General features: G+C 65.9%; 18 protein-coding genes. 8 read left to right on the plus strand and 10 right to left on the minus strand.

Features of this window, described 5'->3' with window-relative positions; genetic code table 11:
* Window positions 1–11: 11 nt before the first annotated feature.
* Complete coding sequence (locus CFB46_RS06760; protein WP_027783479.1) at window positions 12–614, plus strand: MarC family protein; 603 nt, start codon at window positions 12–14, stop codon at window positions 612–614.
* An 81-nt stretch (window positions 615–695) separates the two neighbouring features.
* On the opposite strand, the gene CFB46_RS06765 is transcribed toward CFB46_RS06760, so the two are convergent.
* Window positions 696–1,247 (minus strand): hypoxanthine-guanine phosphoribosyltransferase, encoded by a 552-nt coding sequence (locus tag CFB46_RS06765; protein ID WP_006489240.1) that lies wholly within the window; start codon window positions 1,245–1,247, stop codon window positions 696–698.
* Window positions 1,248–1,341: 94 nt separating this feature from the next.
* Complete coding sequence (gene ffh, locus CFB46_RS06770; RefSeq protein ID WP_027783480.1) at window positions 1,342–2,709, minus strand: signal recognition particle protein; 1,368 nt, start codon at window positions 2,707–2,709, stop codon at window positions 1,342–1,344.
* Window positions 2,710–2,798: 89 nt separating this feature from the next.
* Here ffh and CFB46_RS06775 point away from each other — a divergent pair, with 89 nt between their 5' ends.
* The 7 genes from CFB46_RS06775 to CFB46_RS06815 all read left to right on the plus strand — a co-directional run bounded on the left by CFB46_RS06775 (window position 2,799) and on the right by CFB46_RS06815 (window position 10,733).
* Complete coding sequence (locus tag CFB46_RS06775; protein WP_027783481.1) at window positions 2,799–3,692, plus strand: cytochrome C assembly family protein; 894 nt, start codon at window positions 2,799–2,801, stop codon at window positions 3,690–3,692.
* 13 nt (window positions 3,693–3,705) lie between these two features.
* Window positions 3,706–4,026, plus strand: coding sequence for a PP0621 family protein (locus tag CFB46_RS06780; RefSeq protein ID WP_089499588.1), 321 nt, complete (start codon window positions 3,706–3,708; stop codon window positions 4,024–4,026).
* Window positions 4,023–4,613: a 1,6-anhydro-N-acetylmuramyl-L-alanine amidase AmpD gene (gene ampD, locus CFB46_RS06785; protein ID WP_089499589.1), complete on the plus strand. Its 591-nt coding sequence runs from the start codon at window positions 4,023–4,025 to the stop codon at window positions 4,611–4,613. Before CFB46_RS06780 ends, ampD begins: the two co-directional genes overlap by 4 nt.
* Window positions 4,614–5,065: 452 nt before the next feature.
* Window positions 5,066–8,071, plus strand: coding sequence for a ribonucleoside-diphosphate reductase subunit alpha (locus CFB46_RS06795; protein WP_089499590.1), 3,006 nt, complete (start codon window positions 5,066–5,068; stop codon window positions 8,069–8,071).
* A gap of 365 nt (window positions 8,072–8,436) precedes the next feature.
* The gene (locus CFB46_RS06805; RefSeq protein ID WP_089499592.1) at window positions 8,437–9,648 is read left to right on the plus strand and encodes a ribonucleotide-diphosphate reductase subunit beta; all 1,212 of its coding nucleotides are present in this window, start codon (window positions 8,437–8,439) and stop codon (window positions 9,646–9,648) included.
* A gap of 82 nt (window positions 9,649–9,730) precedes the next feature.
* Entirely contained in the window at window positions 9,731–10,057 is a 327-nt protein-coding gene (locus tag CFB46_RS06810; protein ID WP_011544525.1) for a hypothetical protein, read from the plus strand.
* A gap of 28 nt (window positions 10,058–10,085) precedes the next feature.
* Complete coding sequence (locus CFB46_RS06815; protein ID WP_011544526.1) at window positions 10,086–10,733, plus strand: histone H1-like DNA-binding protein; 648 nt, start codon at window positions 10,086–10,088, stop codon at window positions 10,731–10,733.
* 240 nt (window positions 10,734–10,973) lie between these two features.
* On the opposite strand, the gene CFB46_RS06820 is transcribed toward CFB46_RS06815, so the two are convergent.
* The 8 genes from CFB46_RS06820 to aroQ form a co-directional block, all read right to left on the minus strand.
* On the minus strand, window positions 10,974–11,447 hold the full coding sequence (locus tag CFB46_RS06820) for a glycine zipper 2TM domain-containing protein (RefSeq protein WP_027783487.1): 474 nt from the start codon (window positions 11,445–11,447) through the stop codon (window positions 10,974–10,976).
* A 19-nt stretch (window positions 11,448–11,466) separates the two neighbouring features.
* On the minus strand, window positions 11,467–12,405 hold the full coding sequence (locus tag CFB46_RS06825) for a carbohydrate kinase family protein (protein WP_006490717.1): 939 nt from the start codon (window positions 12,403–12,405) through the stop codon (window positions 11,467–11,469).
* A gap of 85 nt (window positions 12,406–12,490) precedes the next feature.
* Window positions 12,491–12,994, minus strand: coding sequence for a thiol peroxidase (tpx, locus tag CFB46_RS06830; RefSeq protein ID WP_027783488.1), 504 nt, complete (start codon window positions 12,992–12,994; stop codon window positions 12,491–12,493).
* Between the two features lie 69 nt (window positions 12,995–13,063).
* Entirely contained in the window at window positions 13,064–14,488 is a 1,425-nt protein-coding gene (locus CFB46_RS06835; protein ID WP_089499593.1) for a zinc-ribbon and DUF3426 domain-containing protein, read from the minus strand.
* A 45-nt stretch (window positions 14,489–14,533) separates the two neighbouring features.
* Window positions 14,534–15,436: a 50S ribosomal protein L11 methyltransferase gene (gene prmA / locus CFB46_RS06840; RefSeq protein WP_089499594.1), complete on the minus strand. Its 903-nt coding sequence runs from the start codon at window positions 15,434–15,436 to the stop codon at window positions 14,534–14,536.
* A gap of 2 nt (window positions 15,437–15,438) precedes the next feature.
* Entirely contained in the window at window positions 15,439–16,806 is a 1,368-nt protein-coding gene (gene accC, locus CFB46_RS06845) for an acetyl-CoA carboxylase biotin carboxylase subunit (protein ID WP_027783491.1), read from the minus strand.
* An 85-nt stretch (window positions 16,807–16,891) separates the two neighbouring features.
* Window positions 16,892–17,362, minus strand: a complete 471-nt coding sequence (gene accB, locus CFB46_RS06850) for an acetyl-CoA carboxylase biotin carboxyl carrier protein (protein WP_027783492.1) — start codon at window positions 17,360–17,362, stop codon at window positions 16,892–16,894.
* A gap of 66 nt (window positions 17,363–17,428) precedes the next feature.
* Window positions 17,429–17,881 carry a type II 3-dehydroquinate dehydratase gene (aroQ, locus tag CFB46_RS06855; protein WP_027783493.1) on the minus strand — a complete coding sequence of 151 codons (453 nt, stop codon included), beginning with the start codon at window positions 17,879–17,881 and terminating at the stop codon, window positions 17,429–17,431.
* Window positions 17,882–18,003: the final 122 nt, after the last annotated feature.

Below are 18,003 nucleotides of genomic sequence, written 5' to 3' on the forward strand. Positions count from 1 at the left end.
CGGCGGACACGATGGAATACACGTTCCTGTCGGCCACCGTGCTGCTCGTACTGATCACGGATCCGCTCGGCAACATCCCGCTGTTCATTACGGCGATGCGGGATGTGCCGCGCGAGCGGCGCGTGAAGCTGATCCTGCGTGAAGTGGGAATTGCGTTCGTGATCCTGCTGTTCTTCATGCTGGTCGGCGACCGCTTCCTGCGGATGATGAGCCTCACCGACCTGTCGCTGCGGCTCGGCGGCGGGATCGTGCTGTTCCTGATCGCGCTGCGGATGATCTTCCCGCATCCGGACGGCGCGCTCGGCAGCGATCCGCGCGCGGGCGGCGAGCCGTTCATCGTGCCGCTCGCGATTCCGGCGCTGGCCGGGCCGTCCGCGCTCGCGACGGTGATGCTGATGACGTCGCAGGCGCCCGGCAAGATGCTCGAGTGGGTCGGCGCGCTGACGGTCACGATGATCGTCTGCGCGATCACGCTGGTGCTGGCCGAACGGATCCAGCAGTGGCTCGGCGAACGGACGGTCGCGGCGTTCGAGCGGCTGATGGGCCTCGTGCTGGTCGCGATCTCGGTCGAGATGCTGCTGGCCGGCATCCGGGCGTTCGTGCGCCAGTTGTAAGGCAGGCGGCGCGCGCACAAAAAAGCGGCGCTCCGGGAAACCGGAGCGCCGCTTTCTTTTATATGGCGGGCAGGGCGGCTGTCAGACGTTCGCGGTCAGCGCACGGATCGTCGGCAGGTTGCGCCAGTAGCCCTTCGCGTCCATCCCGCAGCCGAACACATAGCGGTCCGGCACCGAGAAGCCGCAGAAGTCGGGGTGCAGCGGTTTCGCCTTCGCGAGCGTCTTCTCGCACAGCACGGCAGACATGAAGCGCTGCGCGCCCATGTCGAGGATGCGGTCGCGGATCGCGGCCATCGTCTCGCCTTCGTCGAGGATGTCGTCGAGTACGAGCACGATGCGGTCCTTCACCGATTCGCGCGGCGCGACGCGCCAGTGCATCTCCGGGCTGCCCTGCGTCGTGTTGCGGTAGCGGGTCAGGTGGATGTAGTCGAATTCGAGCGGGAAATCGAGATGCGGCAGCAGCATCCCGGTAAACACCGCGGCGCCGCCCATCACCGAGAGAACGAGCGGGAACGCGTCGCCGATTTCGGCGCGGATCGCGTCGGCCATCTTCGAGATCGACGCATTGACGGCGTCGGCCGAGACGATCTCTTCGGAGTGGTCGAAAATGTGGAGGGCTTCTTCGCGGTTCATGTGTTCTGGCGGGCAGTCGGTATACAAATAAGGATGAAGCAGAACGGCAGGCGCGCGCTACGGCAAAAACCCGCGCGCCGGCCGGCGGGCGAAATCAGCGCATGCCGGGCATCATGCCCTTCAGGCCGCGCATCATCTTCTGCATGTTGCCGCCCTTCAGCTTCTTCATCATCGTACGCATCTGGTCGTACTGGTTCAGCATCCGGTTGACTTCCTGCACCGGCACGCCCGCGCCGGCTGCAATGCGGCGCTTGCGCGTCGCCTTGATGATTTCGGGTTTCGCGCGCTCGGCGGGCGTCATCGAGCTGATGATGCCTTCCATCCGGCGAATCGACTTCTCGGCCTGGCCCATGTCGGCGCCGGCCGCCGCCTGCTGGAACTGCGCGGGGAGTTTATCCATCAGCGACGACAGGCCGCCCATGTTCTTCATCTGCGAGATCTGGGCGCGGAAATCGTTCAGGTCGAAATCGCCGCCCTTCTTGACCTTGTCGGCGAGCTTCTGCGCGGCCTGGACATCGACGCCGCGCTGCGCTTCCTCGACGAGCGCGAGGATGTCGCCCATGCCGAGGATCCGGTTCGCCATCCGGTCGGGGTGGAACACCTCGAGGCCGTCGAGCTTCTCGGCGACGCCGACGAACTTGATCGGCTTGCCCGTGATGTGGCGCACCGACAGCGCGGCGCCGCCGCGCGAATCGCCGTCGAGCTTGGTCAGCACGACGCCGGTGAGCGGCAGCGTGTCGTTGAACGCCTTCGCGGTGTTGACCGCGTCCTGGCCGAGCATCGCGTCGACGACGAACAGCGTTTCGGCCGGCTTGAGCGTGCCGTGCAGCGCGGCGATTTCCTGCATCATCGCTTCGTCGATGCCGAGGCGGCCGGCCGTGTCGACGATCAGCACGTCATGGTAGTGGCGTTTCGCCCAGTCGACGGCCGCGACCGCGATGTCGACGGGCTTTTGATCCGGCGTGGACGGGAAGAAGTCGGCGCCGACCTGTTCGCTCACCGTTTTCAGCTGCATGATCGCGGCCGGGCGATACACGTCGCACGACACGGTCAGCACCTTCTTCTTGTGCTTCTCGCGCAGCAGCTTCGCGAGCTTGCCAACGGTCGTGGTCTTGCCGGCGCCCTGCAGGCCGGCCATCAGGATCACGGCGGGCGGCGTGACCGCGAGGTTCAGCTCGGCGGCCTTGCCTTCGTAGTCGCCGCCGATCACGGCGGTCAGTTCCTTCTGGACCACGCCGACGAGCGCCTGGCCCGGTGACAGGCTGCTGATCACTTCTTCGCCGAGCGCCTTTTCCTTGACCTTGGCGATGAATTCGCGGACGACCGGCAGCGAGACGTCGGCCTCCAGCAGCGCGAGACGCACCTCGCGGAGCATCTCCTGGGTGTTCGCCTCGGTGAGCCGGGCCTCGCCGCGCAGCGTCTTGACGACGCGGGCCATCCGTTGAGTGAGATTGTCGAGCATGGGGAGCGGTGGACAGTGGGGCCCGAAGGCGCGGCGGAACCGAACAAAGGGAGCCGTCGCGGGAAGGGGGCCTAGTGTAAACTTCGAACATGGATATTGTACTGTATGCCCTCACCGCATTCCTGTACGGCGGCCTCGCCGTCGCAGGCTGGCGCACGCATCGGCAGGGCGCGACGCCGCTCGTCGCGAGCGTGCCGGCCGTGCCGGTCCCCGCGTCGGCCGCGTCCGGGATGAGCGGGGCCGGCCGCGCGCTGCTTTTCGCCGCGCTGGTCGCGCACGGCGTGCTGCTCCACATGACGATCTTTCCGAACGACGCGATGGTGTTCGGTTTCGCGTTCGCGCTGTCCGCGATGTTCTGGCTCGGCGCCGGCATCTACTGGATCGAGAGCTTCTTCTTCCCGCTCGACAGCCTGCGCCTGCTGGTGCTGCCGCTCGCGTGCGGCGCGTCGCTGCTGCCGCTCGTGTTCGGCGGCGTGCGGGTGCTTCCTTATGCCGCGGCGCCGCTGTTCAAGCTGCATTTCCTGATCGCGAACATCGCCTACGGGCTGTTCGCGATCGCCGCGCTGCACGCGGTCCTGATGCTGATGGTCGAGCGGCGCCTGCAGTCGCTGCGCAGCGGCGGGCGCGACGGCTCGACGGGCTGGATCGCGAGCTGGCTCGAAACGCTGCCGCCGCTGCTCACGCTCGAGAAGCTGCTGTTCCGCCTGATCGGCGCCGGCTTCGTGCTGCTGACGCTGACGCTCGCGTCGGGCATCCTGTTCAGCGAGCAGGTCGACGCGCGCGCGTTGCGGCTCGACCACAAGACGGTGTTCGCGATCCTGTCGTGGCTGATGTTCGGCGGGCTGCTGGTGGCCCGCAAGACGTCGGGCTGGCGCGGCCGTGGCGCCGCGCGCTGGGTGCTCGTGTCGTTCGCCGCGCTGCTGCTCGCGTATGTCGGCAGCCGGTTCGTTTTCGAGGTGCTGCTGCACCGCTCCGTGGTTTGACCGCAGGTTTCCGATGCGACAGATTCTTCTCCTGATTCTTCTCTTCTTCGCGGGTTCGTGGCTCGCGCGCAAGCTGCGCCATGCACAGGAACAGGCGCAGGCGCGCGCCGGCCGCGGCGCCGGTTACGACGGTGCGCCCGGCGCGGGTGCCGCCGGCGGTGCCGCGCGCCCGAACGGCGACGCGCGGTCGCTGCCCGAGCCGATGGTGCGCTGCGCCGAATGCGGCGTGCATGCGCCGAAGGGCGACGCCGTCGCCGCGAGCGGCGAATACTTCTGCAGCGCCGAGCATGCGCGGCGCCACGCCGCGCGCGTGGACGGCCGCGACGCGCGATGAGCGACGCGCCGGTGTTGTCGGTCGACGCGAACGGCTGGGTGCGCGAAGCGCGTCATGCGCCGTCGCCGAACTTCGAGGTGCGGCCCGCGGGTGCGGTGCCGACGCTCGTGGTCGTCCACAACATCAGCCTGCCGCCCGGCGAATTCGGCGGCGACGCGATCGAGGCGCTGTTCCTGAATCGCCTCGACTGCGATGCGCACCCCTATTACCAGAGCCACCTGCGCGGCGTGCGCGTGTCCGCCCATTTCCTGATTCGGCGCGGCGGCGAGCTCGTGCAGTTCGTATCGTGCGACGAGCGCGCGTGGCACGCGGGCTCGTCCGAGTTCTTCGGCCGCACGCGCTGCAACGACTTCTCGATCGGCATCGAGCTCGAAGGCGCGGACGACGTGCCGTTCGACGATGCGCAATACGCGGTGCTCGCCGCGCTCTCCCGCGCGCTCGCCGCGCGCTACCCGGTCGAGGCGTTCGCGGGGCACTCGGACGTCGCGCCGGGTCGCAAGACCGACCCGGGCCCGCACTTCGATTGGCAACGCTTCGCGAGCGATGCCGGTTTTTCCGCCGAATACTTTCCTTTCCGTCAGCACTGATCGCGGGGTTTTTTGATCGGAGAAAGTTTTTTCTCCGATCAATGCCTTGCCGTGTCTGCGCGTGAGCGATGTCAAGACCTCTATCGCAAATTATCCGTTTGGACGTCCTCCGAATGTCCACTATACTTGGTGCCAGTTGAGCAGTTTTGTACTAGATATAGTGTGTGTCGCAGGGGAAAACCCGAGCGGCACCGGCCGGCGGGCAACGCCGGCGGACGGGGTTCTCAAGGCGGCGCGTCAGGCCGGGCGGTCAGGGCGTCGCGATCAGCGCAGCGAATATCGACGGGGCAGGGTATACATGACGAAGCACACGACCGGCTGGGTTGTCGCGCATCGACCGAACCGGCTTCCCCGGCGCATCGCTCGCCTCTTACCGCTCGCGCACCACATTGCGCGGCGTTCGTTTTAATCCGCGGTTCTCTCCGCACCATCCAACACCAGGAGCTTTGCACATGCAAACCACCGACAACGCGACGTCCCAGTACGAGAGCGCCTCGAGCCGTCCGCTCGGCGGGACCGAACAGGGCGCGAAGGCGCTCGCGCCGCAGGCCACGTTCGCCGACTACAAGGTGATCCGCCGCAACGGCAGCGTGGTGTCGTTCGAACCTTCGAAGATCGCGATCGCGGTGACCAAGGCTTTCCTGGCCGTCAATGGCGGGCAGGGCGCGGCATCGGCGCGCGTACGCGAGCAGGTCGAACAACTGACGCACAACGTCGTGCGCGCGCTCGTGCGCAGCCGCCCGAACGGCGGTACGTTCCATATCGAAGACATCCAGGACCAGGTCGAACTCGCGCTGATGCGCGGCGGCGAGCACAACGTCGCGCGTGCGTACGTGCTGTATCGCGAGAAGCGTCACCTCGAGCGCCAGCATGCGGGCGAGGAAGCGGCGGCCGCGGGCGGCGAGTCGACCACCGGCATCAACGTCGTCGACAACGGCGTGTCGCGCCCGCTCGACCTGAACGCGCTGCGCTCGCTGATCGTGTCGGCGTGCGACGGCCTCGGCGCTGCGGTTAACCCTGACCCGATCGTCGCGGAGACGGTGAAGAACCTGTACGACGGCGTGCCGATGAGCCAGGTCTACGACTCGGCGATCCTCGCGGCACGCACGATGATCGAAAAGGATCCGGCATACAGCCAGGTCACGGCCCGCATCCTGCTGCATACGATCCGTCGCGAGATCCTCGGCGAGGAAGTGCTCCAGTCCGAGATGTCGGCCCGCTACGCCGAATACTTCCCGCAGTTCCTGAAGCGCGGCGTCGACGCCGGCCTGCTCGACGACAAGCTGCTGCAGTTCGACCTGAAGCGCCTCGGCGAAGCGCTCGACGCGAACCGCGACCTGCAGTTCGGCTACCTCGGCCTGCAGACGCTGTACGACCGCTACTTCCTGCACGTCGAAGGCACCCGCATCGAAATGCCGCAGGCATTCTTCATGCGCGTCGCGATGGGCCTGTCGCTGAACGAGATCGACCGCGAAACGCGCGCGATCGAGTTCTACAACGTGCTGTCGAGCTTCGACTTCATGAGCTCGACGCCGACGCTGTTCAACTCGGGCACGCACCGCTCGCAGTTGTCGTCGTGCTACCTGACGACGGTCGCGGACGACCTCGACGGCATCTATGAAGCGCTGAAGGAAAACGCGCTGCTGTCGAAGTTCGCCGGCGGCCTCGGCAACGACTGGACGCGCGTGCGCGCACTCGGCTCGCATATCAAGGGCACGAACGGCAAGTCGCAAGGCGTGGTCCCGTTCCTGAAGGTCGTGAACGACACGGCCGTCGCGGTGAACCAGGGCGGCAAGCGCAAGGGCGCGGTCTGCGCGTACCTCGAATCGTGGCACCTCGACATCGAGGAGTTCCTGGAGCTGCGCAAGAACACCGGTGACGACCGTCGCCGTACGCACGACATGAACACGGCGAACTGGATTCCCGACCTGTTCATGAAGCGCGTGATGGAAGGCGGCGACTGGACGCTGTTCTCGCCGTCGACCTGCCCGGACCTGCACGACAAGTTCGGCGCGGAATTCGAGGCGGCTTACACGGCTTACGAAGACAAGGTCGCGCGCGGCGAGATCAAGCTGTTCAAGAAGATCCCGGCGGCGCAGCTGTGGCGCAAGATGCTCGGCATGCTGTTCGAGACGGGCCACCCGTGGATCACGTTCAAGGATCCGTGCAACATCCGCTCGCCGCAGCAGCACGTCGGCGTCGTCCACTCGTCGAACCTGTGCACGGAAATCACGCTGAACACGAGCGACACCGAAATCGCGGTGTGCAACCTCGGCTCGGTGAACCTCGTCGCCCACCTGGTGAAGCAGGCGGACGGCAGCTATGCGCTCGACCACGACAAGCTGAAGCGCACGATCAGCGTCGCGATGCGCATGCTCGACAACGTGATCGACATCAACTACTACGCGGTGCCGAAGGCGCGTAACTCGAACCTGAAGCACCGCCCGGTCGGCATGGGCATCATGGGCTTCCAGGACTGCCTGCATCTGCTGCGCACGCCGTACGCGTCGGAAGCGGCGGTCGAGTTCGCCGACCGTTCGATGGAAGCCGTCTGCTACTACGCGTACTACGCGTCGACCGAGCTGGCCGAAGAACGCGGCCGCTACTCGAGCTACCGCGGCTCGCTGTGGGATCGCGGCATCCTCCCGCAGGACACGCTGAAGCTGCTGGCCGAAGCGCGCGGCGGCTACGTCGAGGTCGACACGTCGGAATCGCTCGACTGGACGACGCTGCGTTCGCGGATCGCCTCGCACGGCATGCGCAACTCGAACTGCGTCGCGATCGCGCCGACGGCGACGATCTCGAACATCATCGGCGTGTCGGCCTGTATCGAGCCGACCTTCCAGAACCTGTACGTGAAGTCGAACCTGTCGGGCGAATTCACGGTGGTAAACGAGTATCTCGTCCGCGACCTGAAGGAGCGCGGCCTGTGGGACGAAGTGATGGTCTCCGACCTGAAGTACTTCGACGGCATGCTGTCGCGCATCGATCGCATCCCGGCCGACCTGCGCGCGATCTACGCGACCGCGTTCGAAGTCGACCCGACGTGGCTGGTCGAAGCGGCCTCGCGTCGCCAGAAGTGGATCGACCAGGCGCAGTCGCTGAACATCTACATGGGCGGCGCATCGGGCAAGAAGCTCGACGAGGTCTACAAGCTCGCATGGCTGCGCGGCCTGAAGACGACCTACTACCTGCGCACGATGGCGGCGACGCACGTCGAGAAGTCGACGGTTGCGCACGGCGCGCTGAACGCGGTGCCGACGGGCGGTGCGGGTAGCGGTGGTTCGAGCAGCGGCGGCGCGCAAGGCGCGGCGGGCGGCTTCGGTGCGGCAGGCGGCAATGCATCGTCGGGCGCGGTCAACGCGGCGCCGGCACTCGCGCCGGTCGAAGCAGACGGTCCGGTGTGCACGATGCGTCCGGGCGATCCCGGCTTCGACGAATGCGAAGCGTGCCAGTAACGCAGTGCGCCTGACCTGAGAAGCAGGCGAGGGCGGCGCACACGGCGACCGATCGAGGTTGAAGTGTGCGCCGCTCTCAACTAAAAAAATGATAAGGAATCTGTAACGCGACACCTGCGTTGCAGGCAATGACAAGCGATCGAAACATCCCCGACGGCGTCGCGTTTCGATCAGCGTTCGATGCGTCGAGCGCACCTCGCGATACAAGCGCGACTCACATCGCGCGCTGCATGAACGACGATGCGTTGCTCAAAGTGTTGTATCGAGGTCGCAACGCGAATCGAAAAAAGGATTTTTCGTGAGCGAACCCTTTTATCGCTCAGGAAAAGATGGTACAAACCGTTCTAAATTGATGGTGAGAATTTATGCTCAACTGGGATGACGAGAAGACTGCCGTAACTCCCGCGAGCGGAGCGCAGCACAACGCGATGCGCGCCCCCGCCGGAGTGGCTGTCGGAATGCAGGCTGCGTCGCCTGCCGCCCATCAGGTCCGCGACATTTTCGAAGGCGATCTTGCGGTGCCGCCGCAAGCATCGGCTGTTCCCGCCGGCGGTACGGAAGCGCGGGTCAATGTCGCCGACAAGCGCATCATCAACGGCCAGACTGACGTCAATCAGCTGGTGCCGTTCAAATACAAGTGGGCGTGGGAAAAGTATCTGGCCGGTTGCGCGAACCACTGGATGCCGCAGGAAATCAACATGTCCCGCGACATCGCACTGTGGAAGGACCCGAACGGTCTGACCGAGGACGAGCGCCGCATCGTGAAGCGCAACCTCGGCTTCTTCGTGACGGCCGATTCGCTCGCGGCGAACAACATCGTGCTCGGCACGTACCGCCACATCACGGCGCCCGAGTGCCGGCAGTTCCTGCTGCGCCAGGCGTTCGAGGAAGCGATCCACACGCACGCGTACCAATACATCGTCGAATCGCTCGGTCTCGACGAAGGCGAGATCTTCAACGCGTATCACGAGGTCACGTCGATCCGCGCGAAGGACGAATTCCTGATCCCGTTCATTCATACGCTGACGGACCCGGCCTTCAAGACCGGCACGCTCGAAGCGGATCAGAAGCTGCTGAAGTCGCTGATCGTGTTCGCCTGCATCATGGAAGGCCTTTTCTTCTATGTCGGGTTTACGCAGATCCTCGCACTCGGCCGCCAGAACAAGATGACGGGTGCTGCAGAGCAATATCAGTACATCCTGCGCGACGAGTCGATGCACTGCAACTTCGGCATCGACCTGATCAACCAGATCAAGCTCGAGAATCCGCATCTCTGGACCGCGGAATTCCGCGCCGAGATCCGCGAGCTGTTCAAGCAGGCTGTCGAACTCGAATACCGCTACGCCGAAGACACGATGCCGCGCGGCGTGCTGGGTTTGAACGCGTCGATGTTCAAGAGCTATCTGCGCTTCATCAGCAACCGCCGTTGCCAGCAGATCGGCCTCGACCCGCTGTATCCGAACGAGGAAAACCCGTTCCCGTGGATGAGCGAGATGATCGACCTGAAGAAGGAACGCAACTTCTTCGAGACGCGTGTGATCGAGTATCAGACGGGGGGCGCGCTGTCCTGGGAATAACCCGCAGCAGCGAACCCGTTACATGATGGAGCAGCCGGTGGCCTCTCGGCCCCGGCCCAAGGTTTAGGAGCAAGAACGCCTGATGCAAAGCATGCCCGGTGCCTTAACGGCCCAACGATACGACAGGCACTTTGCGAACCCTTCAGTGGGATGGGCAAACTTCCCTCCGGAAAAAGCGGACGGCCGTGTGGCGGTCCGCTTGATCAAGCGATTAGGGGTAGCGGCGCGAGGTGCGCCGGCTACCGACTTGATTTGGCGCGCGAGGCCGAGTGGTCACGCGCGCCATACCGTATTCATTAGCGTAAGCGCGCGGTACCTGCGTACGCCGATGAATAGCCCGCTTCGAAGCGCACGTCCTGAACAGCGTCCGCGGGAAGCGGGTTTTGACGAAGGGTGTAGTTTGAACTGACTCTCATCTGAACCTGAAGGAGAACAACATGGCTACTGCCAAGAAGAAACCGGCTGCTAAGAAGGTTGCTGCCAAGAAGACCGTTGCGAAGAAGGCTGCTGCTCCGGCGAAGAAGGCCGCGGTGAAGAAGGTTGCTGCGAAGAAGGTCGCGGTGAAGAAGGTTGCCGCGAAGAAGGCAGCACCGGCGAAGAAGGCCGCTGCAAAGAAGGTCGCAGCCAAGAAGGTCGCAACGAAGAAGGTTGCAGCCAAGAAGGTCGCAGCGAAGAAAGTCGCGGTGAAGAAGGTTGCTGCGAAGAAGGCAGCACCGGCGAAGAAGGCCGCCGCGAAGAAGGTTGCAGCCAAGAAAGTCGCAGTGAAGAAGGTTGCTGCGAAGAAGGCCGCACCGGCGAAGAAGGCTGCTGCCAAGAAGGCTGCGCCGGCGAAGAAGGCTGCTGCGAAGAAGGCCGCGCCTGCGAAGAAGGCTGCCGCGAAGAAGGCTGCGCCCGCCAAGAAGGCTGCCCCTGCGAAGAAGGCTGCCGCACCGGCGAAGAAGGCTGCTGCGCCGAAGAAGGCCGTCGTGAAGAAGGCTGCGCCGGCAACGACCGCGTCGACCGCATCGGTTGCGCCGGCATCGGGCGTGAAGACCGCGCTCAACCCGGCAGCAGCATGGCCGTTCCCGACCGGCAGCCGTCCGTAATCGCGGCTGAGCAGCATCACCCGGACACTCACGTGGTGTCCGTGGGTTGAGTAGCGCTACTCAATCAGTCCCGCCATCTGGCTCAGGTGGCGGGATTTTTTTCGTCCGTATGGGGCGCCGACGGGGCGCCGGTCGGCTCGCCGCCGCGAGCGCGGACAAGAACGGGCGGACGAAAAAAAACGCATGTGCGGCTTCGCACATGCGTTCGACCGCGGCTTGCGCCGCGTGCTGAGGTACCTGTTAGTGCGTGACGCGCGTGACGCCGCCGCTCGACAGCAGGCGTACGCGCTCGCCGGCGCGGAACGCTTCGCCGTTTGCCGCCTGCGTGATCGAGCGCAGATCGCCGTTGTCGAGGCGCACGGTGATTTCGACACCGTTCGCCGTGCTGAGGTTTTCGCCGACCGCGTTACCCGCGACCGCACCGACGAGGCCGCCGGCGATCGCCGTCAGGATCGAGCCCTTGCCGCCGCCGATCGCGCTGCCCGCGACCGCGCCGAGTGCGCCGCCACCGAGCGTGCCGATCGCGCTGCCGCCGCCGTCGGACTGGATGCGCACCGCACGGACGCTTTCGACCGTGCCCATGCGGACCGTCTGTTCGCGCTGCGCCTGGCCGACGCTATAGACATCCGCCGAACCGGGCGCCGTGAAGCAGCCGGCGAGCGTCAGCGTGGCCGTCAGCATGGCCGCGAGCGTGAGGGTTTTTTTCGTCAACATCTTTGCTCTCCCACAATATTCATTTGAGACTGTAACCGAATGCAGTCTCGAAGCGTGCGTCGATTTCGGCGCGCGTCAGTACATAAGTCTGGGGCCCTTGATGGGCGATCTTGAGCGAGCCCATCAGGCTCGCGAGACGGCCGGTGGTGGCCCAGTCGAGGCCATGCTCGATGCCGTACAGCAGGCCGCCCCGGAAGGCGTCGCCGCAGCCCGTCGGATCGGCGATGCGCTCGGCCGGCACGACCGGAATCTGCTCCGCACCCTGCTTGTGGCGGATGGTCGCGCCGTGCTCGCCACGCGTGATGACGAGGGCGTCGACCCGGCTGGCGATTTCATCTTCGGACCATCCCGTCTTGTCGCTCACCAGCTTGGCCTCGTAGTCGTTGACCGCTACGTAGGTCGCAAGTTCAATGCTGCGGCGCAGCGTCGCACCATCGAACAGCGGCAGGCCCTGGCCCGGGTCGAACACGAACGGCACACCGGCCTTGGCGAGCTCTTCCACGTGCTGCACCATCCCGTCGAAGCCGTCCGGGCCGACGATCGCGAGCTTGATGTCCGGCGCGTCGCCCGCGTGGTTCAGGTGCGATTGCATCATCGCGCCCGGGTGGAACGCCGCGATCTGGTTGTTGTCGAGATCGGTCGTGATCATCGCCTGCGCGGTGTACGTATCGGGCAGCACGCGAACGTGATCGCGGCGCAGGCCGAGCTGGTCGAGCCGGTCGAGATACGGCTGCGCATCCAGCGCGCCCATCGTGCCCATGATGCGCGCGTCGCCGCCGAGCAGGTGCAGCGCGTACCCGATGTTGCCCGCGCAGCCGCCGAATTCGCGGCGCATCGTCGGCACGAGGAAGCTCAGGTTGATGAGGTGCACCTGGTCGGGCAGGATGTGCTCGCGGAACCGCCCTTCGAAGGTCATGATGGAGTCGTAGGCGATCGAGCCGCAAATCAGCGTAGCCAAGGTGTGCGTTCCTGTAGAAATGAGGGGCCCTGCGCGACAACGCCGCGCGAAGGGCGCGGCGCGGCAGGGGAAAGCGGAAGAAAGCTTACTTCAGTGCGGCGAGCGCTGCATCGTAGTTCGGCTCGTCCTTGATTTCGCCGACGAGTTCCGCATGGATCACCTTGTCCTGCGCGTCGAGCACGACCACCGCGCGTGCGGTCAGGCCGTTCAGCGGGCCGCTCGTCACGTCGACGCCGTACGCGTTCGCGAACGCGCGGCCGGTGCGGAACGTCGATGCCGTCACGACGTTCTCGAGGCCTTCGGTCGTGCAGAAGCGCGTGGCGGCGAACGGCAGGTCGGCGGACACGACGACCACCACCGTGTTGTCGAGCGACGACGCGGCTTCGTTGAACTTGCGGGTCGACGTCGCGCAGGTCGGCGTGTCGAGGCTCGGCACGATGTTCAGCACCTTGCGCTTGCCGGCGAAGCTGGCGAGCGACAGGTCGGCGAGGTCCTTGCCGACCAGCTTGAAATCGGCGGCTTGTGCACCGACGGCCGGGAACGTGCCGGCGAGATCGATCGGGTTGCCACCCAGCGTAACTTTGCTCATGTTCGTGCTCCGAAATAGCGCGCCGCTCGGCGCGCGGGTTGAGACGGCGCGCAAGCGCGCCGCGGTGCGTCACGGATAGAAGATCTGGACGCGGAAATTCGAGGCGGGCGTGCCGTTCGTTTCGAGGCGGACGACCATCGTCTGCGTCGTGCCGGGCGGCAGCCCGGCGTCGATCGGCGTGCCCGGGCGCACGTAGTCGCGCGGCGCGAGCACACGGCGCACGGTGACGTGATTGGTGTCGTCGAGCAGCGTGAGTTCGAGCGACGGGTACGCGAGCGCGACGCGGTAGCGGTTCGTCAGCGGCACCTTCAGTTCGAGTTCGCGCGGGCCGTCGAGCTGGCGCAGGTCGGTCGCGTCGAGTCGCAGGCCGTCGATCGCGCGCGGCGGCGTGACCGTGCAGCCGAGCGGCGCACAGGCCTGCCGGAACCAGTTCTGCGTGACGGGCCAGTAGATCATCAGCGTTTCGCGCTGCCACCACGCCAGTTGCACGACGAGCAGCCCGACCAGCGCGGCCGCGACGAGGCCGCCGAGAAAGCCGCCGAGCATCCCGCGGCGCTGCGGCGCGCGCGTCTCGCGCGTGACGGCGAAGGGCGGGCGATCGTCGTCGGTCAGTGCGGCGGGGAACGGGACGGCCGGTTGGACGGCCGGTTGGGCGGCCGATTCGATGACCGGTTCGACGGCCGGTTCATCGGTTGCCGCCGCGGCCGGGGCCCTGTCGTGTCGGGCGAAGGTGTCGGATTCCGATGCGGTTTCGGCTTCGGTGACGGCCGGTGCGGGCGTGAACGCAAAGCGCGGTTCGCGCGGCGCGCGTTCGTCGTCCGGTACGGCGAAGTGCGCGTGGCCGACGGGTTCGGCCGGTTCGGCCGCGATTTCCGGTTCCGACGGAAGGTGGGCGACGAAGCGGGGCTCGCGCGGGTCGCGCTCGACGGGCGCGGGAGCGGGCGAGGGCGACGGCGCGGCTTCTTCGATTTCGCGCGGTTCGTGCGGCGTTTGCGGCGAATGCGGTTCGGCCGGTTGCTCGACGGCAGCCGATGAATCGAGCTCGGCCGGAGAGGTCGCGAACGGCGCGGGCGTACCCGACAGATGGACGACGCCGGCTTCCGTGGACGGGAGCGCGAGCGGTATCAGCGGCTCGGTGCGCACGGTTTCGACGCTGTGCTGCAGCGTCGGATCGACGCCTGCGTCGAGCCACGGCGCCCACATGTCCCAGCCTTCCGGCTTGTAATCGGTGCCGGTCGGCAGTCCGGCCGGCGCGTCGGCGGTAAACAGCCGAACCGGAGCGGCCTGCTGGTGTGCATCGCCGCCATGCGGCGCGGCAGCCGGTTCCGTCAAGGCCGGCTCGGGCGCCCGCGCGTATTCGGGAACGAGCGATTCGGAAGCGTTGAAGACTTCGTGGCAATGCCCGCAGCGCACGAGCCCCTGATGCAGCGAGAGCTGTTCCTGCTGCAGCCGGAAGACGGTTTCGCAATGAGGGCAGCGCGTCGCAAGAAGCATGTCGAGGCGGGCGGCCTGCTGGCCAGAGTGAAGGACAGCGCTATTCTAATGGCTTTCGCGGCGGGTTCCGGCGAGGCATACCCAACCTTCGTGTTCGCGCCAGACCGAGATGTCGACGTAGCGCGCATAAACGGCCGCGACCTCGTCCGCCTGGCGCGCGAGCACGCCCGACAGCGCGATGCGCCCGCCCGGCTTGACCTTCGACGCGAGCATCGATGCCATCAGCTTCAGCGGGTTCGACAGGATGTTCGCGACGACGATGTCGAATTCGCCGTCCGGGCATGCATCGGGCAGCCCGTACGTGACTTCGGCCCGGTTGCGTTCGCTGTTCTGGCGCGCCGATTCGACCGCCTGCGGATCGATGTCGATGCCGATCACGGGGTTCGCCCCGCATTTCTTCGCGAGAATCGCGAGGATGCCCGAGCCGCAGCCGTAGTCGAGCACCGACTGGCCGGGCTTCACCGACTGTTCGAGCCACTCCATGCACAGACGGGTGGTGGGGTGGCTGCCGGTGCCGAACGCGAGGCCGGGGTCGAGCTCGAGGACGAGTGCATCGGGATCGGGCGCATCGTGCCACGACGGCACCACCCAGATCCGTTCGCCGATCGGGATCGGCTCGAACTGCGACTGCGTGAGCCGCACCCAGTCCTGCTCCTCGACTTCGCGCACGACGAACGTCGGCGTCTCGGCGATGCCGATTTCGTTCGCGGCCGCCGCGAGCAGCACGGCCGGCTCATGGTCGGCCGACAGCAGCGCGACCACGCGCGAGCGCTGCCACGCGGTGCGGTCGGGCACGAGGCCCGGCTCGCCGAAGAGCGGCTGTTCGTCGGGCGTGTCGGCGTCGGCGTCCTCGACGGACACCGACAGCGCGCCGAGATCGAGCAGTGCGTCGGACAGGGCCTCCGCATGCTCGCGGGCCAGTTCGACGACGAGTTCGCGATAACTCATGCTTACGCTTCTTCCGGTGCGACCTGCAGCTTCTGCGCGAGCCGGTTTTCGAGGTAATGGATGCTGGTGCCGCCTTCGACGAACTTCGAGTCGATCATCAGCTCGCGGTGCAGCGGGATGTTGGTCTGGATGCCTTCGACGACCATTTCCGACAGCGCGATGCGCATCCGGCTGATCGCCTGCTCGCGCGTCGCGCCGTAGGTGATCAGCTTGCCGATCATCGAATCATAGTTCGGCGGCACGAAATAGCCATTGTAGGCGTGCGAGTCGACGCGCACGCCGGGGCCGCCCGGCGTATGCCACGACGTGATCCGGCCCGGCGAAGGCGTGAACTTGAACGGATCCTCGGCGTTGATCCGGCACTCGATCGCATGTCCGCGGAACTGGATGTCGCGCTGGCGCAGCGCGAGCTTCTCGCCGGCCGCGATGCGGATCTGTTCCTGCACGATGTCGACGCCGGTGATCAGTTCCGATACCGGGTGCTCGACCTGCACGCGCGTGTTCATCTCGATGAAGTAGAACTCGCCGTTTTCGTACAGGAATTCGAAGGTGCCCGCGCCGAGGTAGCCCATTTTCTTGCACGCGTCCGCGCAGCGGTCGCCGATGCGGTCGATCAGGCGGCGCGGAATGCCGGGCGCCGGCGCTTCCTCGATCACCTTCTGGTGGCGGCGCTGCATCGAGCAGTCGCGCTCGCCGAGCCAGATGGCGTTCTTGTACGCGTCCGACAGCACCTGGATCTCGATGTGGCGCGGGTTCTCGAGGAACTTCTCCATGTACACCTGCGGGTTGCCGAACGCGCGGCCGGCTTCCTCGCGGGTCATGTTGACCGCGTTGACGAGCGCGGCCTCGGTGTGCACGACGCGCATCCCGCGTCCGCCGCCGCCGCCCGCCGCCTTGATGATGACCGGATAGCCGATCGCGCGCGCAATCTTGACGATCTCCTTCGGATCGTCCGGCAACGCGCCTTCCGACCCCGGCACGCACGGCACGCCGGTCTTGATCATCGTCTGCTTCGCGGTGACCTTGTCACCCATCATGCGGATCGTTTCCGGGCGCGGGCCGATGAACGTGAAGCCCGACTGCTCGACGCGCTCCGCGAAATCGGCGTTCTCCGACAGGAAGCCGTAGCCGGGGTGGATCGCCTCGGCATCGGTGACTTCCGCGGCGCTGATCAGCGCCGGCATGTTCAGGTAGCTCAGGTTCGACGGGGCCGGGCCGATACAGACGGCTTCGTCCGCGAGGCGCACGTACTTGGCTTCCTTGTCGGCTTCCGAGTAGACGACCACCGTCTTGACGCCGAGTTCGCGGCACGCGCGCTGGATGCGCAGCGCGATTTCACCGCGGTTGGCAATGAGGATTTTTTCAAACATAGCGAGTATTCGTCTCTTCGAGGGGCGCGCGAACGGCGCCTGGCGAGCATCGGCGGCGCGCGGCCGGCAGGGCCGCGCGGCGGGCTTAGCCGATCACGAAAAGCGGCTGGCCGTATTCGACGGCCTGGCCGTTCTCGACGAGGACTTCCTTGATCACGCCGGCCTTGTCCGACTCGATCTCGTTGAGCAGCTTCATCGCTTCGATGATGCAGATCGTCTGGCCTTCCTTGACCGTGTCGCCGGCCTGCACGAACGGGTCGGCGCCCGGCGACGGCGCGCGGTAGAACGTGCCGACCATCGGCGACGTCACGACGTGGCCCTGCGGGACGGCCGGTGCGGCCGCGGCGCCGGCTGCCGGCGCGGCGCCGTCGGTCGGCAGCGCGGCCGACGGAGGCGGCGCGCTGACTTGCGGGGCATACCCAGCCGTCGGCTGCACGTAGACCGGCGGCGCGTTCTTGACGATGCGCACCTTGCCTTCGCCTTCCGTCACTTCCAGCTCGGAGATGCCGGATTCGGAAACGAGGTCGATCAGAGTTTTCAGCTTACGAAGATCCATCGGGAATTCCCCTTTCAATACGTGAAAGCGCCGGTTAGGGGCCGGCGCTGAATCTAGATCGCGAAATCAGCCGCGCGACGCGCCTTGCAGCTTGTCCAGCGCGTACTCGAGCGCGTACAGATAACCTTTCCAGCCGAGCCCGCAGATCACGCCTTCGGCCTGGTCGGAAAAGTAGGAGTGGTGCCTGAACGCTTCGCGGCGATGCACGTTCGACAAGTGAACCTCGACGAACGGGATGCCAACGCCGGCGATCGCGTCCCGGATCGCAACGCTCGTATGCGTGTACGCGGCCGGATTGATCAGGATGAAATCGGTCTGTTCCTCCCGCGCGGCCTGGATGCGGTCGACCAGCGCGCCTTCATGGTTGCTCTGGAACGACGACAGTTCGGCGCCGGCTTCCCGGGCGCGCGCGGCAAGCGCCTGATCGATCTGCGCGAGCGTGACGCGGCCATACACCTCCGGTTCCCGGGTGCCGAGAAGGTTCAGGTTGGGGCCGTGCAACACCAGCAATCGTGTCATGGTCGCTTCTATTTCTGCGGAATTGCGCGAACTTTAGCGCTATTTAGAGAAATTTGTCTAGTTTTGCCGAACGGCCAGGTTCGTCGGACCTGCAAGAATTACCGGTGCGGATGCAAAGTATC

It is taken from the genome of Burkholderia sp. HI2761, assembly GCF_002223355.1.
GTDB lineage: Bacteria > Pseudomonadota > Gammaproteobacteria > Burkholderiales > Burkholderiaceae > Burkholderia.

Bases quoted from the DNA above. Each gene is read 5' to 3' on its own strand.
- CFB46_RS06760 (WP_027783479.1), top strand. From the start codon at position 12: ATGGAATACACGTTCCTGTCGGCCACCGTGCTGCTCGTACTGATCACG.
- CFB46_RS06765 (WP_006489240.1), bottom strand. From the start codon at position 1,247: ATGAACCGCGAAGAAGCCCTCCACATTTTCGACCACTCCGAAGAGATC.
- ffh (WP_027783480.1), bottom strand. From the start codon at position 2,709: ATGCTCGACAATCTCACTCAACGGATGGCCCGCGTCGTCAAGACGCTG.
- CFB46_RS06775 (WP_027783481.1), top strand. From the start codon at position 2,799: ATGGATATTGTACTGTATGCCCTCACCGCATTCCTGTACGGCGGCCTC.
- CFB46_RS06780 (WP_089499588.1), top strand. From the start codon at position 3,706: ATGCGACAGATTCTTCTCCTGATTCTTCTCTTCTTCGCGGGTTCGTGG.
- ampD (WP_089499589.1), top strand. From the start codon at position 4,023: ATGAGCGACGCGCCGGTGTTGTCGGTCGACGCGAACGGCTGGGTGCGC.
- CFB46_RS06795 (WP_089499590.1), top strand. From the start codon at position 5,066: ATGCAAACCACCGACAACGCGACGTCCCAGTACGAGAGCGCCTCGAGC.
- CFB46_RS06805 (WP_089499592.1), top strand. From the start codon at position 8,437: ATGCTCAACTGGGATGACGAGAAGACTGCCGTAACTCCCGCGAGCGGA.
- CFB46_RS06810 (WP_011544525.1), top strand. From the start codon at position 9,731: ATGCAAAGCATGCCCGGTGCCTTAACGGCCCAACGATACGACAGGCAC.
- CFB46_RS06815 (WP_011544526.1), top strand. From the start codon at position 10,086: ATGGCTACTGCCAAGAAGAAACCGGCTGCTAAGAAGGTTGCTGCCAAG.
- CFB46_RS06820 (WP_027783487.1), bottom strand. From the start codon at position 11,447: ATGTTGACGAAAAAAACCCTCACGCTCGCGGCCATGCTGACGGCCACG.
- tpx (WP_027783488.1), bottom strand. From the start codon at position 12,994: ATGAGCAAAGTTACGCTGGGTGGCAACCCGATCGATCTCGCCGGCACG.
- CFB46_RS06835 (WP_089499593.1), bottom strand. From the start codon at position 14,488: ATGCTTCTTGCGACGCGCTGCCCTCATTGCGAAACCGTCTTCCGGCTG.
- prmA (WP_089499594.1), bottom strand. From the start codon at position 15,436: ATGAGTTATCGCGAACTCGTCGTCGAACTGGCCCGCGAGCATGCGGAG.
- accC (WP_027783491.1), bottom strand. From the start codon at position 16,806: ATGTTTGAAAAAATCCTCATTGCCAACCGCGGTGAAATCGCGCTGCGC.
- accB (WP_027783492.1), bottom strand. From the start codon at position 17,362: ATGGATCTTCGTAAGCTGAAAACTCTGATCGACCTCGTTTCCGAATCC.
- aroQ (WP_027783493.1), bottom strand. From the start codon at position 17,881: ATGACACGATTGCTGGTGTTGCACGGCCCCAACCTGAACCTTCTCGGC.